Origin of the sequence: Citrobacter sp. MGH100, from assembly GCF_001034465.1 — a bacterium.
GTDB lineage: Bacteria > Pseudomonadota > Gammaproteobacteria > Enterobacterales > Enterobacteriaceae > Citrobacter > Citrobacter youngae.
Map to the genome: position 1 here is coordinate 743,687 of NZ_KQ089801.1, position 16,109 is coordinate 759,795.

A 16,109-nucleotide genomic window follows, 5' to 3' on the forward strand; every position below is an offset into this window, starting at 1 on the left:
TCCCTGACGCTGGCTAATAATGGGGCGAATGTACCGTCCCCGCGGTCTTATTTTTTACCGAATGGGTGCAACAGCTTGTCGATTTCCGGTGTATCAATGTTCTGCGCACTGACAAACTTCACCGGAATATCAATTTCTTTCGGCACAGACTGACCCGATACCGCTGCATTCAGCGTCTTGATGCCCTGATAGCCAATCTGATAAGCGTCCTGCACGACAAAGCCCTGAATAACCCCAGACTTCAGGAAGGCAATGATTGCCTCAGTGCTATCAAAACCAATCACCTTCACTTTGCCTTTCAGGTTCTGACTATCAATAGCGTTTGCTACGCCCAGCGTTGAACCTTCATTAGTGCCATAAATCCCCGCAATATCGGGGTTGGCCTGGATCATATCGATGGTTTTATCCATCGCTTTTTGCGGATCGCCATCACTGTACTGAACCGGCAATACTTTGATATCCGGATATTTTTCCTTCATGCGGGCAATAAACCCTTCCGAACGCTCAATCGCTGAGGAGGTCCCCGCCACGTGCGCAATAATGCCGACTTTCCCTTTGCTACCCACTTGTGCAGCGAGAGCATCTGCCGCTTCAGCCCCTGCTTTACGGTTATTCGTTGCCACAAAGCTGACAGGAATGTCAGAATTTACGCCTGAGTCAAACGTCACCACCTTGATGCCGCGTGAATTCGCTGTTTCCACTAATGGCGCAAGCGCATTGGCGTCCAATGCCGCCAACAGCAATCCATTAGGTTTTTGCGCCATTGCGTTTTCAACCAACTGAATCTGCTCGGCAATCTGAGTTTCATCGGCAGGCCCAACATAGCTGGTCTTATCGCCCAACTCTTTCGCTGCCGCTTCGGTACCCATTTTTACGGTCTGCCAGAATTCATGCTGGAAGCCTTTACTGACCACAGGAAGGTTCATATCTTTAGCCAGTGCGCTGGATGTCATGCAGGCCAGCAGGGATAACGCATAGACAAAATTCCTGGTTCTCATTGTTTTACTCCGTTCTGAGTGAGTCACCCTAAACGTCAGGGTTATGTTGTCCCGTGACTTCCGGGTGCGTAAATCAACGAATTTTTTTGCGTAAAGTATCGAGATAAACCGCGGCGATAACGACTACGCCCATGGCCACCATTTGCCAGAACTGCGAGACGCCCATCAGGTTCAGACCATTTTTCAACACGCTCATAATGAATGCGCCGATAATGGTGCCGCCAATAGTGCCAATCCCCCCCATCAGGCTGGTACCGCCAATGACCACCGCTGCAATGGCTTCCAGTTCATAGCCCACGCCGACGGTTGGCTGGCCCGAGTTCAAACGAGAGGCCAGAATGACCCCGGCAATCCCGGTCAGCAGACCACAAAATGCGTAGACGAAAATTTTCACGCGCTGGACTTTAATCCCGGAAAGATGCGCAGCAACCTCATTACTGCCCACGGCATAGACATAGCGACCAATCACCGTTTTCTTGAGGATATATGCGGCGATCAGTGCGACAACCACGAGGTAGAAAACGGGGTAAGGCAGCACATCGAACAAGCGTCCCTGTGCCAGCATCTTGAAGGTGGGATAATCAGCAAAGTAAATTGCCCGGCCGTCAGTCATTACCATATTGATGCCTCTGACGGACATCATCAGACCCAGGGTGGCAATAAAGGGCGGAATAGTCATTTTAGTGACCAGCAACCCATTGATATAGCCGCATAATCCACCCGCCAGCACACCCGCCAAAATACATACGGGCAGAGGTAATCCCAGCGTGGCGCTGATACCTACCGCAACACCAGAAAAGGCCACTACCGAGCCAAGAGAAAGGTCGATTCCTGAAGTGATAATGACGAAGGTAACGCCAATCGCCATGATGCCAATCACCGAGGTTTGCAGGGCAATTGTCATAATGTTTTCAGTGTTAAAGAAGAAAGGTGATCCAAAACTAAAAAATATCACCAGAATAATCAGACTCAAAAGCGGCGCCAGGCGCATTAAAAGCTCTTTGTTAATTTTTATTTTCTTATTATTGCTGTCTGAAGAGGTTACAGAGATAGTCATAAATTAGTCCTCTAACGTCGCATATTGCATGATTTTTTCTTGTGTGGCGTCATCAGAAGCTAACTCTCCGGTAATACGCCCATTACGCATAACTAAAATGCGATCGCACATACCCAGCACTTCCGGTAATTCAGAGGAAATCATGATGATTGATTTCCCTTTTGCCACCAGTCGATTCATTAATTCATAAATTTCAAGTTTGGCTCCCACATCAATACCGCGGGTGGGTTCATCAAAGATGAGAATGTCGGTGTCTTTGCATACCCATCTGGCAATAATAATTTTTTGCTGATTACCGCCACTTAAATTCAACGCAGCCTGTTCAAGATGCGGCGTCTTAATACGCAGTGCTTTCACCTGCTCTTCGCTGGTTTGCTGACAGCGTTTACTATCCACGTTGCCATATCGGTTGGAATATTCGGGGTAATTTCCTAGCATAATATTGCGTTCAACGGACAACCCTAATGCCAGCCCCTCTTTTTTTCTGTCCTCGGTTAAGTAGCTAATACCCTGCTGGATGGCATCAGGAATATCCTTGATTACCGTCTCTTTACCGTTCAACTTGATGGTTCCGCTGTCGATGGGATCGGCACCAAAGATAGCCCGTGCCAGCTCTGTTCTCCCGGCCCCCATCAGCCCGGCAAAACCTAAGATTTCCCCCTGATGCAAGGTAAAATCGATATTGTTCAGTACGCCTTTGCGCGTCAGTCCACTGACTTCCAGCACCGGTTTACGCTGGGGTTGCGGCTCCCGACGGGGATAGATATTGCCAAGGTCACGCCCAACCATCATGGCAATCAGGTCGCTGATTTTGACCGAATCATAATCCACGGTGGCAATAAACTGTCCATCACGCATGACGGTAGCGCGATCGGCTATCAGCGCCAGTTCCTCCAGTCGGTGCGAGATATAAACGATGCCCGTTCCCTGTTCTTTAAGTAAGCGTGTAACCCGGAATAAACTGTCAATTTCGGTTTCCGTCAACGCCGCCGTTGGTTCATCCATAATAAGAATCTTGGCATTCACCGATATCGCTTTCGCAATCTCAACCATTTGTTGCTGAGCAACAGTAAGATCGGCAACCAGTGTGTCTGGGGAGATATTCAGGTTTAATTTTTGCAAAATATCGATCGCAGCCTGCCGCTGTTGTTTCTCATCCAGACGCCAGCGATTATTTTTGCAAAACTCCCTGCCAATAAATATATTGTCTTCGACCGTCAGTTCAGGAAAAAGGTTAAACTCCTGATGAATAATGGTGATACCTACGCTTTGTGCTCTCAATGGGTTTGCAAACGAAACGGGTTGGTTCTCAAAAATAATATCCCCTTCATCAGGTTGATATACACCGGATAAAATTTTCATCAGGGTAGACTTTCCCGCGCCATTCTCCCCCAACAGCGCATGAACCTCACCTTTGCGTAAAGTAAAATCCACATTACTCAACGCTAATACGCCGGGAAAACGTTTCGTAATATGACTCATCTGTAAAAATGTTTCAGACATTGCTGCTTTCCTCAATATACAGAAACTGTAATCAGTGAATCAGGCGAAAAACAGCGTTGCCAGGAAGCCATCGTCACCGTTAATGCGAATGTGTCTACAAGATCATATGCGTTTTATCAACAATGCTAACTCGAGTTAGCGATTGCCTTTTAAAGCTATTTTAGCTGCCAAAAATAGCCAAATCATTTGGTTTAAAACTGTGACACTGAACAGACAATTTATTTTATCTTATTAATTTAAAAAGAATTTAATGAAAAAAACTGTATTTGTTTATTTGACGCAGATCGAATTTTAACCACTTCTCGTGAGGCTTCTCACAGTTCCATAACAAAAAAGTTGTGCAAAAAACTCTCTAATACCTAAGCTAACTCGAGTTAGCAAAAATGGGTAATTCAGCCAACTGCGACAGTGGTGTCCGACATCCGCTTTTGCAGCACGGCATAAAGTGAGATGAGGAACCTCGAATGAAAAAAAATAGTTTACCGAGAATCGGTATTCGTCCGGTGATTGATGGGCGTCGTATGGGTGTACGCGAGTCGCTCGAAGAACAAACCATGAACATGGCAAAAGCCACTGCCGCACTGATTTCCGAGAAACTTCGTCATGCCTGCGGGGCACAGATCGAGTGCGTTATCGCAGACACCTGTATTGCCGGATTGGCTGAATCTGCCGCCTGTGAAGAAAAATTTAGTAGCCTGAACGTCGGCGTGACAATTACCGTCACGCCGTGTTGGTGCTACGGCAGCGAAACTATCGATATGGACCCTATGCGCCCGAAAGCCATCTGGGGTTTCAACGGGACGGAGCGTCCAGGTGCCGTGTATCTGGCTGCAGCACTGGCTGCACATAATCAAAAAGGGCTTCCCGCCTTCTCTATTTACGGTCATGACGTGCAGGATGCAGGTGATACCACTATCCCTGCCGATGTTGAAGAAAAACTGCTGCGTTTCACTCGGGCAGGTTTAGCCGTTGCCAGCATGAAAGGTAAAAGCTATCTGTCCGTCGGCGGCGTTTCAATGGGAATTGCAGGCTCTATTGTCGACCATAACTTCTTTGAATCCTGGCTGGGAATGAAGGTTCAACCTGTTGATATGACCGAATTGCGTCGTCGCATTGACCAGAAGATCTATGACGAAGCGGAGCTGGAAATTGCCCTGGCATGGGCGGATAAACATTTCCGTTATGGCGAGGATCAGAACGCACAACAGTATAAGCGAAATGAAGAACAGAGCCGTGCAGTGCTGAAAGAGAGCCTGCTGATGGCCATGTGCATTCGCGACATGATGCAGGGTAACCAGAAACTGGCAGAGAAAGGCCGGGTTGAAGAGTCGATGGGGTACAACGCGATTGCCGCCGGTTTCCAGGGCCAGCGCCACTGGACGGATCAATATCCAAACGGCGACACCGCCGAAGCGTTGCTCAACAGCTCATTTGACTGGAATGGCGTGCGCGAACCGTATGTCGTCGCCACCGAGAACGACAGCCTGAACGGTGTCGCAATGTTGTTTGGCCACCAGCTCACCGGCACGGCACAGGTCTTTGCTGATGTACGAACCTACTGGTCACCGGAAGCAGTAGAGCGCGTCACAGGTAAACCGCTGACCGGTCTTGCGGAGCACGGCATTATTCACCTGATTAACTCCGGCTCTGCGGCACTGGATGGTTCCTGCAAACAGCGTGACAGCGAAGGCCAGCCAACCATGAAACCACACTGGGAGATCTCACAGCAGGAAGCAGATGATTGCCTGGCGGCGACGGAATGGTGTCCGGCGATCCACGAGTATTTCCGAGGCGGCGGCTACTCTTCCCGTTTTCTTACCGAAGGTGGCGTACCGTTCACCATGACCCGCATCAATATCATCAAAGGTCTGGGTCCAGTGCTACAAATTGCGGAAGGCTGGAGTGTGGAATTACCGAAAGAGGTACATGCTCAGCTTGATGCTCGCACCAACTCTACCTGGCCGACCACCTGGTTTGCACCGCGCTTAACCGGCAAAGGTCCGTTCAGCGATGTCTATTCCGTAATGGCTAACTGGGGTGCCAACCACGGTGTGCTGACGATTGGCCACGTTGGTGCGGACTTTATTACGCTCGCCGCCATGCTGCGTATCCCTGTGTGTATGCACAACGTGGAAGAAGAGAAGATCTATCGCCCTTCCGCATGGGCGGCGCACGGTATGGACAGCGAAGGCCAGGATTATCGCGCCTGCCAGAACTATGGCCCGCTGTATAAGCGTTAAACATCAAGCGATTGCCTGATGGCGACGCTTACGCATCTTATCGGGCCTACGAAGTGCACGGTTTTGTAGGCCCGATAAGGCGAAGCCGCCATCCGGCAATAGGTAATATCCCAGGAGCAATTATGAAACAAGAGGTTATCCTGGTCCTTGACTGTGGCGCGACCAACGTGCGGGCTATCGCTGTTGACCGCCAGGGAAAGATTGTCGCTCGTGCGTCCACCCCAAACGCCAGTGACATCGCTGCAGAAAATAGCGCCTGGCATCAGTGGTCCCTCGACGCTATTGTGCAGCGCTTTGCCGATTGCTGCCAGCGGCTCTCCGCGCAACTGGCCGCCTGCCAGGTCCGTGGGATCGCCGTCACCACCTTTGGCGTAGACGGCGCATTGGTTGATCAGAACGGCAAGCAACTGTATCCGGTAATCAGCTGGAAATGCCCACGCACCACGGCAGTAATGGAGAATATCCACCGCTACATGCCGTCGCAGCAGTTGCAGGAAATTTCCGGCGTCGGCGCGTTCAGCTTCAACACGCTGTATAAACTGGTTTGGCTAAAAGAAAACCATCCGCAATTACTGGAACAGGCGCACGCCTGGCTGTTTATTTCATCACTGCTCAACCATCGCCTCACCGGTGAGTTCACCACAGATATCACCATGGCCGGTACCAGTCAGATGCTGGATATTCATCAGCGAGATTTCAGTGTTGATATTTTGCAGGCAACCGGGATACCACGCCGACTGTTTCCACGTTTAGTTGAAGCGGGAGAGCAGATTGGAGTACTGCAACACGAGGCCGCCAGCCTGCTCGGGCTACCAGTGGGTACTCCTGTGATATCTGCCGGACACGACACGCAGTTTGCGCTATTTGGCGCTGGAGCCCAGCCAGATGAACCCGTGCTCTCCTCCGGTACATGGGAAATTCTGATGGTGCGCAGCGCGCAGGTGGATACATCCCAGCTTAGCCATTATGCGGGTTCAACCTGTGAACTGGATAGCCAGCCCGGACTCAATAACCCCGGAATGCAGTGGCTTGCTTCCGGTGTCCTCGAATGGGTACGCAAGTTGTTGTGGACTGCTGATACCCCATGGCAAACGCTGATTGACGAAGCCAGGGCAATCCCGGCAGGTGCCGAAGGCGTGAAGATGCACTGCGACCTGCTGGCCTCTCAGAATGCGGGCTGGCAAGGGGTTACGCTCAATACCACCCGTGGGCATTTTTATCGCGCCGCGATGGAAGGACTGACAGAACAGTTGCAGAGAAATCTGCACACGCTGGAAAAAATCGGTCACTTCCAGGCGACCGAACTGCTTCTGGTTGGTGGAGGAAGTCGTAATGCACTATGGAATCAGATAAAAGCGAACATTCTGGGTATTCCCATCAAAGTGCTGGATGATGCCGAAACGACGGTTGCCGGTGCAGCGATGTTTGCCTGGTCCGGTATCGGCGAATTTGCCTCTCCGGAACTGGCTCGCGCGCAGGTGGACTATCAGTATCGTTACTTCTATCCACAAACAGAACCCGTATTCACAGGAGTCGAGTGACATGCTCAAAACGATTTCCCCCTTAATTTCCCCGGATCTGTTAAAGGTGCTGGCTGAAATGGGTCACGGTGATGAGATTATTTTTTCCGACGCCCACTTTCCGGCCCACAGTATGGGCCCGCAGGTTATCCGGGCCGATGGTCTGCAGGTCAGCGACCTGTTGCAGGCGATTATTCCGCTGTTTGAACTGGACAGTTACGCCCCACCACTGGTGATGATGGCCGCCGTCGAAGGAGACTCGCTCGACCTCGACGTAGAAGCGCGATATCGGCAGGCACTGTCATTACAAACACCTTGCCCGGACATCACTCGCATTGACCGTTATGCATTTTATGAACGCGCACAAAAAGTATTCGCAATCGTTATTACAGGGGAGCGGGCAAAGTACGGAAATATCCTGTTAAAAAAAGGGGTAACGCCATAATCTCTTACCTGAATGCCCGACAGGTACGGGCATTCATCGCATGATGGGGTGAGAAAACATGAAAGCAGCGCGCCTGCAAGCAATCCTGGATCTGTTGAGCAACCATAAAAGTCTGACGACTGAAACCTTATCCTCACAGCTCAATGTCAGTAAAGAAACTATCCGTCGCGATCTTACGCAACTGCAGGCGCAGGGTAAGGTACTGCGTAATCACGGGCGCGCCAAAGTGATACATCGGGTAAACCAGGACTGCGGCGAGCCGTTTCATATCAGACTGAAAAGCCATTATTCCCACAAAGCAGATATCGCCAGAGACGCGTTAACGTGGATAGAGGAAGGTATGGTGATCGCGCTGGATGCCAGTTCTACTTGCTGGTACCTGGCTCGCCTGTTGCCAGACATTAACATTCACGTATTTACGAATAGCCAACCGATTTGCCTCGAATTGGGTAAACGTGAAAATATTCAGTTGATCAGTTCCGGCGGTCGCCTTGAGCGTAAATACGGTTGCTACGTTAATCCATCGCTCATCTCACAGCTAAAGTCACTTGATATCGACCTGTTCATCTTTTCCTGCGAGGGGATCGACCGTGGCGGTACACTTTGGGATTCCAACGCTACCAACGCCGATTTTAAATCCATCCTGCTTAAGCGTGCGGCGCAGTCATTATTATTGATTGATAAGAGTAAATTTAATCGCTCGGGTGAGACGCAGATTGGGCATCTGGAAAATGTGACGCATATTATTTCAGATACAGAAATGATTGAAACAACCCACGCCGGATGAGGCGTTCACGCCGCCATCCGGCATATAAGTATTATCGTTCGTCGCGACGACCACCGACGGCAGCCCACAGACGACGCACGTGAACAGTTACTTCTTCACGGTCATGATACAGCTGACGCGCCTGAATCTGGGCATTTACGCCATGTTCATCAAGCTGGGCCTGAATGTAAGCCAGGTTCTGTGATACCTCTTCGTAGCGTTTTTTCATCGGCAGCTTGAGGTTGAAAATCGTCTCACGACACCAGCCGTTGACCAGCCATTGTGCCATCAGCGCGGCAACCTTCGCTGGCTTCTCCACCATGTCGCACACCATCCATGAGATGTTGTTGCGATTCGGGCGATACTTAAATCCATCCTCCCGCAGCCAGGTGACCTGCCCGGTATCCATCAGGCTTTGTGCCATCGGACCGTTATCCACGGAGTAAACCCACATGTTGCGTTTAACCAGCTGATAGGTCCATCCGCCCGGGCAGGCCCCTAAATCCACCGCATACATTCCATTGGCCAGACGCTCATCCCACTCATCGGCAGGGATAAACACGTGCAGCGCCTCTTCCAGCTTCAACGTTGAACGGCTCGGCGCATCCGCCGGGAATTTCAGACGCGGAATCCCCATGTAGAACGGGGAGTTATTGTCAGGCCAGGAATAGCCGGTATAGCAACAGCCTGGCGCAATAAAGAAGACGTGCACTACCGGACGTTTTGGCGTTTCATGTTTTGCCAGCACGCCCGCTTCACGCAGCGCGGCGCGCAGCGGTACGGTAAATTTGCGGCAAAACTTAACCAGCTCTTTGCTTTCATTCGTGTCGGCAACTTCGACACGCAAATCGCCGCCTTTCTCCACCACGCCCTGCAGCATACCGACGATCGGTGTGATGCGGTCTTCCGGCGGCAAATATTGCAGTAGCTCGCCGACAACAAACATTTGGCGAGCAAAAATCAGTGAGCTAAACGGCAACTCTTTAACCAGCTTTTCCGCATCTTCCTGCTGATAGCATTCAAAGATGACATAACCCGCATTTTCTTTGACGCGGGCGAAACCAAAGATTTCGCGACGCCCTGCTTTATCCGTAATTTCTGCAGCGCACTCTTTTTCAAAACCCGGGCGACACAACAATACAACCTTATTCATGGCTTACGCCCTTACGTTTCAATCGAATAGCGCCCACTAACATCAGTGCCCAGCCTACAAGGAAGCTAAAACCACCGACAGGGGTAACAAACGCCCACAGGCGTAAATGAGAAAGCGCGAGGCAATACAGACTGCCGCTAAACAGCACAGTCCCTAATGCCAGGAACACGCTACTCCAGTAAAACCAAATGCTGATGCGTCGCTGCATGGCGACGGCCAGACCAAAAATAGCCAGCGTATGAAATGCCTGATACTCAAGGCCAGTCTGGATCCACCCCATTTCAACAACGCCGAGGGTTTTACTCAGAACATGTGCCCCAAAGGCTCCCAGAGCTACAAAGATAAAGCCACTGACGGCGGCAAAAATCAGCATAAAACGGCTGGTCATGTTAATACCCTACGTAAATTATTGTTCATAACGAAAGCGGAATTTTTCTTGTTCCGTGGCCGCTTTCGCCAGTATCCACTGACGGAAGGCGGCTATTTTACCCAGTTCTGCCTGACTGTCATGACAAACCAGATAAAATGCGTTTTTGCTGACCAGAACATCATTAAATGGACAAACCAGACGTCCGGCTTCAATTTCGGACTGCGCCATAACGTTATTGGCCAACGCAACGCCCTGTCCATGGATAGCGGCCTGTAGCACCATGGCGCTATGGCTGAAGATAGGTCCCTGCTGTACGTTGATATGATTCAGCCCAAGCTGGCGTGTATAAGCTTGCCAGTCACGCCGTGACGCATCGTGCAATAACGTATGTTTTGCCAGATCTTCAGGCGTCTTCAGCGGTTTATCACCGGTAAGCAACAGCGGCGAGCATACCGGCAATAAATATTCTGCGTACAATTTTTCAACGCGCAGACCCGGCCAGTTGCCGCGTCCGTAGAAAATCGCCACATCCACATCGTCAGCCAGTTTGTCTTCCTGACGGTCCACCGCCTGGATCCTGACATCGATTCCCGGATAAGCTGAGTTAAAGCTAGAGAGTCTGGGCACCAGCCATTGGATCGCAAAACTGGGCAATAAACTGACCGTAAGCGCACCTTTTGCACTGCGTGCCTGAAGTTTACGCGTCGCGTCGGTTAATTGCGAAAAAATCTCTTTGATGTCGAGGAAGTAGCTTTGGCCTTCTTCCGTCAACAGTAAAGATCGATTGCGTCGACGAAACAGCTTCAGCCCAAGGAAATCCTCGAGTGACTTGATTTGATGACTTACTGCGGCCTGCGTCACAAAAAGCTCTTCTGCTGCACGCGTAAAGCTCAAATGACGCGCTGCAGCATCAAAAACACGCAACGCATTTAAGGGTGGTAATCGTTTTGACATGACTTTTAGGCTTTGATGTTAAATGAATTTAACAATTAGCTAACAGGCTGTAACCTATTAGTTTTTTTTATCTGAGCCATTATAAATTGTCCGTTGAGGTTCTACCAGCAAATACCTATAGTGGCGGCACTTCCTGAAGCCGGAACGAAAAGTTTTATCGGAATGCGTGTTCTGGTGGGCTTTTGGCTTACGGTTGTGATGTTGTGTTGTTGTGTTTGCAATTGGTCTGCGATTCAGACCATGGTAGCAAAGCTACCCTTTTTCACTTCCTGTACATTTACCCTGTCTGTCCATAGTGATTAATGTAGCACCGCCAAATTGCGGTGCTTTTTTTTGTCCGTGTGTCTGCCAATGACGACCGGCTATTTCTCCAGTTCTACCATCTCTTTCACATCGGTACGGTTAATCTGCTGTTTGTTGCCGTTAGCGTCTTTATACGAAATCATTCCTGTCTCATTATCGGTCTTTGGCTTACCGTCAGACACGATTGTCCGGCCATCGTTGGTGTGCATCACGTAATTCGGACCGGAACAGGCGCTCAGGGCAAAAGTCAGCATACAGGCAGAGATTATGGCGGTAGTCTTTTTCATATTCTTCTCCTCACAGCAATTTATGCCAGATAAAACGAATTTCATAACAGGCAAAATTATTCGCCTAACACTATCTAGCATAAGACACTGCACAGACTTTGCGGGGATATCCAGAGGATTCCGATGGTTAGCGCAACCCTTGTGTCTGCGCCCTTTTTGCGCCACGATCCGTTTACTGAACTGAGGAATACCATGAACGCTTTTAACCCCACGCAGTTTCGCGCACAATTTCCCGCACTCAACGATGCAGGTGTCTATCTCGACAGCGCCGCGACGGCATTGAAGCCGCAGGCAGTGATTGAGGCGACCCATCAGTTTTATAGTCTGAGCGCCGGGAACGTCCATCGCAGCCAGTTTGCTGAAGCCCAGCGTCTGACCGCGCGCTATGAAGCCGCGCGGGAAAAAGTCGCACGGCTGATTAACGCGCCGGATGACAAAACAATCGTCTGGACCCGTGGCACGACGGAAGCTATCAATATGGTTGCCCAAAGTTATGCGCGTCCGCGCTTACAACCGGGCGACGAGATTATCGTCAGCGTAGCGGAACATCACGCCAACCTGGTTCCCTGGCTGATGGTGGCGGAGCAAACGGGGGCCAACGTCATCAAGCTTCCGCTCAATGCCCATTTGCTGCCTGACACTGAGCGTCTGGCGGACCTCATCACCCCACGCAGTCGCATTCTGGCTCTCGGTCAGATGTCGAACGTCACCGGTGGCTGCCCTGACTTAGCCCGCGCGATTACGCTTGCTCATGCGGCAGGCATGGTGGTGATGGTGGATGGCGCTCAGGGAATTGTACATTTCCCCGCTGACGTTCAGCAGTTAGATATTGATTTCTATGCCTTTTCCGGACACAAATTATATGGTCCGACGGGCATTGGCGTATTGTATGGTAAACCAGAACTGTTGGAGGCCATGTCACCGTGGCTCGGCGGCGGTAAAATGATTAGCGAAGTCAGCTTTGATGGTTTCTCCACACAAGCGGCACCGTGGAAGCTTGAGGCAGGCACGCCGAACGTTGCGGGCGTCATTGGATTAAGTGCGGCGCTTGAATGGCTTGCGGATATTGATATCGTGCAAGCCGAAAACTGGAGCCGCAGTCTGGCGACGTTGGCAGAAGATATGCTGGCAAAGCGGCCAGGATTTCGTTCCTTCCGCTGCCAGGACTCCAGTCTGTTAGCCTTTGATTTCGCAGGCGTTCATCACAGCGACATGGTGACGCTACTGGCCGAATATGGCATTGCGCTGCGAGCGGGGCAGCACTGCGCACAACCGCTGCTGGCGGAGCTGGGCGTCTCCGGGACGCTGCGCGCCTCATTTGCACCTTATAATACGCAAAGCGATGTGGATGCGTTGGTCGCAGCCGTCGATCGCGCACTGGAAATATTGGTGGACTAATGACAAGCCCTCTGCTCGCCGGACACCCGTTTGGCACAATCGTAACGGAAGAGACGTTACGGAATACTTTTATCCCACTCACCCAGTGGGAAGATAAATATCGTCAACTTATTTTACTGGGCAAGCAACTTCCGGCCCTTTCAGATGATCTGAAAGCGCAGGCAAAAGAGATTGCCGGATGCGAAAACCGCGTTTGGCTGGGGTACAGTCTGCATGAGAATGGCACACTTCACTTCTTCGGTGATAGTGAAGGCCGAATTGTGCGCGGCCTGCTGGCGGTACTACTCACGGCTATCGAAGGTAAAACTACCGCGGAGTTACAGACGCGTTCGCCGATGGCGTTATTTGATGAGTTGGGCTTAAGCGCACAACTGAGCGCGTCACGTAGTCAGGGGCTGAATGCGCTCATTGAGGCAGCTCAGGATGCCGGATGGCAACGCTGATGCGTCTTATCCGGCCTACAACGCTGCGTGAACCGTAGGTCGGATAAGCGTCACGCCATCCGATACAATCAGGCCTGACGCGCGGCTTTCGCCATCATTTTCTTCAGCGCGTGAGAGACCGCAACAAAACCAAAGGTCGCCGTCACCATGGTGGCAGCGCCAAACCCGGATGCGCAATCCATACGCTTCGGCCCTTCCGCCGTAGCCTTCATTGCACATACCGAGCCATCTGCCTGCGGATACACCAGCGCTTCGGTCGAAAACACGCAGTCCACGCCCAACTTGCCTTTGCTGTTTTTCACCACCCCAAAATCACTTTTCAGCCGCTCACGTAGCTTGGCCGCCAGCGGATCCTGGATGGTTTTTGCCAAATCAACGACCTGTATCTGCGTCGGGTCGATCTGCCCGCCCGCACCACCGGTGGTCACCAGCGGAATTTTGTTACGCCGACAGTAAGCGATCAGCGCCGCTTTTGGGCGCACGCTGTCAATCGCATCAATGACATACGCATAACCCACACTCATATACTCAGCAACGTTATCCGGCGTGACAAAATCATCGACCACGTTAACCCGGCACTCCGGGTTAATCTGACGGATACGTTCAGCCATCACTTCAGCTTTTGCCAGACCGACGTTATCGCGCAGAGCATGGATCTGGCGGTTAGTATTGGTGACGCACACATCATCCATATCGATGAGCGTGATGGCACCAATGCCAGTGCGCGCCAGCGCTTCCGCCGCCCACGACCCCACGCCGCCAATTCCAACGACACAGACGTGCGATTGGGCAAACAGTTGCAGCGCATTTTCGCCATACAGACGCGCCGTACCGCCAAAACGCTGACGCCAAGCATCACTTATAACCACAGACATAGAACCTCAGATATAGAAAACAAAAAGAGCGGACAAATGCCGCCCTTGATGACTGCATCACTGCCTGATGGCGGCTACGCCTTATCAGGCCTACTCAATAATCCAGGCCGGATAAGCGAAGCGCCATCCGGCAATTAACCGCTGAATACGTTACCCGCGTTGGCCGCTGTTTTCAGCACCCACACGCGTCCGTAGTGATTATACCACCCCGCACGGTGTCCGGCGTCTGCACCAATACCCTGGTAGATATCGAAGTGCTGTCCTTTTATCGCCCCACCGACATCTAACGCCACCATCAGACGTAATTCATACTGACCGGTGAATTTCCCGTTATTGTCCAGCAGCGGAACTTCCGCCAGTAACGTTGTGCCCGCAGGAATGATGCTGCGATCAGAAGCCACGGATGCGCGACCAATCAGCGGTACCGCGCTGGCCCCTTTGACCGGCGCAAAAGATTGCGGTTTAAAGAAGACAAACGATGGGTTCTGCTCCAGAAGCTCACGCACTTCAGCTTCGCTGTGCGTTTCACCCCAATGGCGAATGGCCTGCATCGACATATCTTCTTTTTTCACTTCACCACGGTCGATAAGCACCTTACCGATGCTGCGATAGGCGTGACCGTTTTTCCCGGAATAGCTAAAAAAGTTCAGCGGACTGCCATCGCCGAAATCGATGTAACCACTGCCCTGAACATCCATAATGAAGTTATCCATTAGGGAGTTGCTGTACGCCAGAATATAATTGTCGCTCAGGGCGCCCGCATAAATCTCGGCACGGCTTGGTAAGCGCCCACGTTTTGGCGGCATGCGGTAGATAGGGTACTGAAATTCGCCCTGACGCGTATGGCGCGCCTGGATAACCGGCGTGTAGTAGCCCGTAAACTGGACGTTACCGTAGTTGTCCGCCCCTTCCATTTGCCAGGCATCAATACCAAACTGGCGCATACTGCGCGTATCACCGCCCGCACGTAGCCACTGCTGGATAGCGTTGTAAACGTTACTCTGGTTACCGTACAAACGTGGCGATGCGCTGCGAATTTGATTAACCTGCTCGGCGAAATCACCGGCGTTAATTGGCGCGCCAACCGCATCAGGCTGGTTCACCAGTGAGAAAGGCTGGGTAAATTTCCCGTCTTTATACTGCTGCCCACGATCGGTGGGTTTTGAGGAACATGCTGCGAGCATCGCGACGACTGCTCCCGCCAGAAGATATTTTGCCCAACGTCCTTTCATTGTTCTCGTCTTATGTTGCCTGAATGCGAGACGAAGATAACAAACCCCCGAACCTAATGAAATGCGTATACCTACCTGAACGCAAATTTTGCGCAAAAAACAATCCAGAATGCGTTGTTTTTGTTCGTTTTCGCCCTAAAAACGTGATCAAGGTGAAAAAAGGGTTGCATGAAATCATTAGCAGAGTATAGTGCGCATCCACGGACGCGGGGTGGAGCAGCCTGGTAGCTCGTCGGGCTCATAACCCGAAGGTCGTCAGTTCAAATCTGGCCCCCGCAACCAATTAAAATCAGAAGCAGTAACGTTACTCGATGGAAGAGTAATGACGGACGCGGGGTGGAGCAGCCTGGTAGCTCGTCGGGCTCATAACCCGAAGGTCGTCGGTTCAAATCCGGCCCCCGCAACCAATTAAAATCTGATGTAATATTTTTGCAAAGTGTTTGAAATACGAAGCAAAAAGACGGACGCGGGGTGGAGCAGCCTGGTAGCTCGTCGGGCTCATAACCCGAAGGTCGTCGGTTCAAATCCGGCCCCCGCAACCAACACATTAAACACCTTAACGGGT

15 protein-coding genes and 3 tRNA genes are annotated in these 16,109 nt (G+C 51.3%); 9 read left to right on the forward strand and 9 right to left on the reverse strand.

Going from position 1 to position 16,109, the window contains the following annotated elements; all coding sequences use genetic code 11:
- Positions 1 to 47: 47 nt before the first annotated feature.
- The 3 genes from SK32_RS15110 to SK32_RS15120 all read right to left on the reverse strand — a co-directional run bounded on the left by SK32_RS15110 (position 48) and on the right by SK32_RS15120 (position 3,558).
- Positions 48 to 998, reverse strand: coding sequence for an ABC transporter substrate-binding protein (locus SK32_RS15110; RefSeq protein ID WP_005130953.1), 951 nt, complete (start codon positions 996 to 998; stop codon positions 48 to 50).
- 73 nt (positions 999 to 1,071) lie between these two features.
- Complete coding sequence (locus SK32_RS15115; protein ID WP_003034055.1) at positions 1,072 to 2,055, reverse strand: ABC transporter permease; 984 nt, start codon at positions 2,053 to 2,055, stop codon at positions 1,072 to 1,074.
- A gap of 3 nt (positions 2,056 to 2,058) precedes the next feature.
- A complete protein-coding gene (locus SK32_RS15120) occupies positions 2,059 to 3,558 on the reverse strand; it encodes a sugar ABC transporter ATP-binding protein (protein ID WP_048213088.1) in 1,500 nt (499 codons plus the stop codon).
- A 464-nt stretch (positions 3,559 to 4,022) separates the two neighbouring features.
- Here SK32_RS15120 and fucI point away from each other — a divergent pair, with 464 nt between their 5' ends.
- From fucI to fucR, 4 genes are all read left to right on the forward strand, one after another.
- Positions 4,023 to 5,798 (forward strand): L-fucose isomerase, encoded by a 1,776-nt coding sequence (gene fucI / locus SK32_RS15125; protein ID WP_048213089.1) that lies wholly within the window; start codon positions 4,023 to 4,025, stop codon positions 5,796 to 5,798.
- A 122-nt stretch (positions 5,799 to 5,920) separates the two neighbouring features.
- On the forward strand, positions 5,921 to 7,339 hold the full coding sequence (gene fucK / locus SK32_RS15130) for an L-fuculokinase (protein ID WP_048213090.1): 1,419 nt from the start codon (positions 5,921 to 5,923) through the stop codon (positions 7,337 to 7,339).
- Position 7,340: 1 nt separating this feature from the next.
- Positions 7,341 to 7,763, forward strand: coding sequence for an L-fucose mutarotase (gene fucU / locus SK32_RS15135; protein ID WP_048213091.1), 423 nt, complete (start codon positions 7,341 to 7,343; stop codon positions 7,761 to 7,763).
- Positions 7,764 to 7,821: 58 nt separating this feature from the next.
- Positions 7,822 to 8,550, forward strand: a complete 729-nt coding sequence (fucR, locus tag SK32_RS15140; RefSeq protein ID WP_048213092.1) for an L-fucose operon activator — start codon at positions 7,822 to 7,824, stop codon at positions 8,548 to 8,550.
- Between the two features lie 31 nt (positions 8,551 to 8,581).
- Here the strand turns inward: fucR and rlmM are convergent, their stop codons facing one another.
- From rlmM to SK32_RS15160, 4 genes are all read right to left on the reverse strand, one after another.
- On the reverse strand, positions 8,582 to 9,682 hold the full coding sequence (gene rlmM, locus SK32_RS15145) for a 23S rRNA (cytidine(2498)-2'-O)-methyltransferase RlmM (RefSeq protein WP_048213093.1): 1,101 nt from the start codon (positions 9,680 to 9,682) through the stop codon (positions 8,582 to 8,584).
- The gene (locus tag SK32_RS15150) at positions 9,675 to 10,070 is read right to left on the reverse strand and encodes a DUF423 domain-containing protein (protein ID WP_003034037.1); all 396 of its coding nucleotides are present in this window, start codon (positions 10,068 to 10,070) and stop codon (positions 9,675 to 9,677) included. Before SK32_RS15150 ends, rlmM begins: the two co-directional genes overlap by 8 nt.
- Positions 10,071 to 10,088: 18 nt before the next feature.
- Positions 10,089 to 11,006 (reverse strand): glycine cleavage system transcriptional regulator GcvA, encoded by a 918-nt coding sequence (gene gcvA, locus SK32_RS15155; protein WP_005130970.1) that lies wholly within the window; start codon positions 11,004 to 11,006, stop codon positions 10,089 to 10,091.
- A gap of 362 nt (positions 11,007 to 11,368) precedes the next feature.
- A complete protein-coding gene (locus SK32_RS15160) occupies positions 11,369 to 11,596 on the reverse strand; it encodes a YgdI/YgdR family lipoprotein (RefSeq protein WP_048213094.1) in 228 nt (75 codons plus the stop codon).
- A gap of 192 nt (positions 11,597 to 11,788) precedes the next feature.
- Here SK32_RS15160 and csdA point away from each other — a divergent pair, with 192 nt between their 5' ends.
- Together csdA and csdE are read left to right on the forward strand one after the other, a co-directional pair.
- Positions 11,789 to 12,994 (forward strand): cysteine desulfurase CsdA, encoded by a 1,206-nt coding sequence (gene csdA, locus SK32_RS15165; RefSeq protein ID WP_048213095.1) that lies wholly within the window; start codon positions 11,789 to 11,791, stop codon positions 12,992 to 12,994.
- The gene (csdE, locus tag SK32_RS15170) at positions 12,994 to 13,437 is read left to right on the forward strand and encodes a cysteine desulfurase sulfur acceptor subunit CsdE (protein ID WP_048213096.1); all 444 of its coding nucleotides are present in this window, start codon (positions 12,994 to 12,996) and stop codon (positions 13,435 to 13,437) included. The genes csdA and csdE overlap by 1 nt, the downstream gene beginning before the upstream one ends.
- A gap of 68 nt (positions 13,438 to 13,505) precedes the next feature.
- Here the strand turns inward: csdE and tcdA are convergent, their stop codons facing one another.
- A complete protein-coding gene (gene tcdA, locus SK32_RS15175; RefSeq protein ID WP_048213097.1) occupies positions 13,506 to 14,312 on the reverse strand; it encodes a tRNA cyclic N6-threonylcarbamoyladenosine(37) synthase TcdA in 807 nt (268 codons plus the stop codon).
- 134 nt (positions 14,313 to 14,446) lie between these two features.
- Positions 14,447 to 15,544, reverse strand: a complete 1,098-nt coding sequence (gene mltA / locus SK32_RS15180) for a murein transglycosylase A (RefSeq protein WP_048213098.1) — start codon at positions 15,542 to 15,544, stop codon at positions 14,447 to 14,449.
- Between the two features lie 205 nt (positions 15,545 to 15,749).
- On the opposite strand from mltA, the gene SK32_RS15185 reads away from it, so the two are divergent.
- The 3 genes from SK32_RS15185 (at position 15,750) to SK32_RS15195 (ending at position 16,086) form a co-directional block, all read left to right on the forward strand.
- A tRNA-Met gene (locus SK32_RS15185) sits at positions 15,750 to 15,826 on the forward strand.
- Positions 15,827 to 15,874: 48 nt separating this feature from the next.
- Positions 15,875 to 15,951, forward strand: a tRNA-Met gene (locus SK32_RS15190).
- 58 nt (positions 15,952 to 16,009) lie between these two features.
- Positions 16,010 to 16,086, forward strand: a tRNA-Met gene (locus SK32_RS15195).
- Positions 16,087 to 16,109: the final 23 nt, after the last annotated feature.

What these genes read in the sequence shown, in the direction of transcription:
- SK32_RS15110 (WP_005130953.1), bottom strand. Translation starts at nt 998, where the DNA reads ATGAGAACCAGGAATTTTGTCTATGCGTTATCCCTGCTGGCCTGCATG.
- SK32_RS15115 (WP_003034055.1), bottom strand. Translation starts at nt 2,055, where the DNA reads ATGACTATCTCTGTAACCTCTTCAGACAGCAATAATAAGAAAATAAAA.
- SK32_RS15120 (WP_048213088.1), bottom strand. Translation starts at nt 3,558, where the DNA reads ATGTCTGAAACATTTTTACAGATGAGTCATATTACGAAACGTTTTCCC.
- fucI (WP_048213089.1), top strand. Translation starts at nt 4,023, where the DNA reads ATGAAAAAAAATAGTTTACCGAGAATCGGTATTCGTCCGGTGATTGAT.
- fucK (WP_048213090.1), top strand. Translation starts at nt 5,921, where the DNA reads ATGAAACAAGAGGTTATCCTGGTCCTTGACTGTGGCGCGACCAACGTG.
- fucU (WP_048213091.1), top strand. Translation starts at nt 7,341, where the DNA reads ATGCTCAAAACGATTTCCCCCTTAATTTCCCCGGATCTGTTAAAGGTG.
- fucR (WP_048213092.1), top strand. Translation starts at nt 7,822, where the DNA reads ATGAAAGCAGCGCGCCTGCAAGCAATCCTGGATCTGTTGAGCAACCAT.
- rlmM (WP_048213093.1), bottom strand. Translation starts at nt 9,682, where the DNA reads ATGAATAAGGTTGTATTGTTGTGTCGCCCGGGTTTTGAAAAAGAGTGC.
- SK32_RS15150 (WP_003034037.1), bottom strand. Translation starts at nt 10,070, where the DNA reads ATGACCAGCCGTTTTATGCTGATTTTTGCCGCCGTCAGTGGCTTTATC.
- gcvA (WP_005130970.1), bottom strand. Translation starts at nt 11,006, where the DNA reads ATGTCAAAACGATTACCACCCTTAAATGCGTTGCGTGTTTTTGATGCT.
- SK32_RS15160 (WP_048213094.1), bottom strand. Translation starts at nt 11,596, where the DNA reads ATGAAAAAGACTACCGCCATAATCTCTGCCTGTATGCTGACTTTTGCC.
- csdA (WP_048213095.1), top strand. Translation starts at nt 11,789, where the DNA reads ATGAACGCTTTTAACCCCACGCAGTTTCGCGCACAATTTCCCGCACTC.
- csdE (WP_048213096.1), top strand. Translation starts at nt 12,994, where the DNA reads ATGACAAGCCCTCTGCTCGCCGGACACCCGTTTGGCACAATCGTAACG.
- tcdA (WP_048213097.1), bottom strand. Translation starts at nt 14,312, where the DNA reads ATGTCTGTGGTTATAAGTGATGCTTGGCGTCAGCGTTTTGGCGGTACG.
- mltA (WP_048213098.1), bottom strand. Translation starts at nt 15,544, where the DNA reads ATGAAAGGACGTTGGGCAAAATATCTTCTGGCGGGAGCAGTCGTCGCG.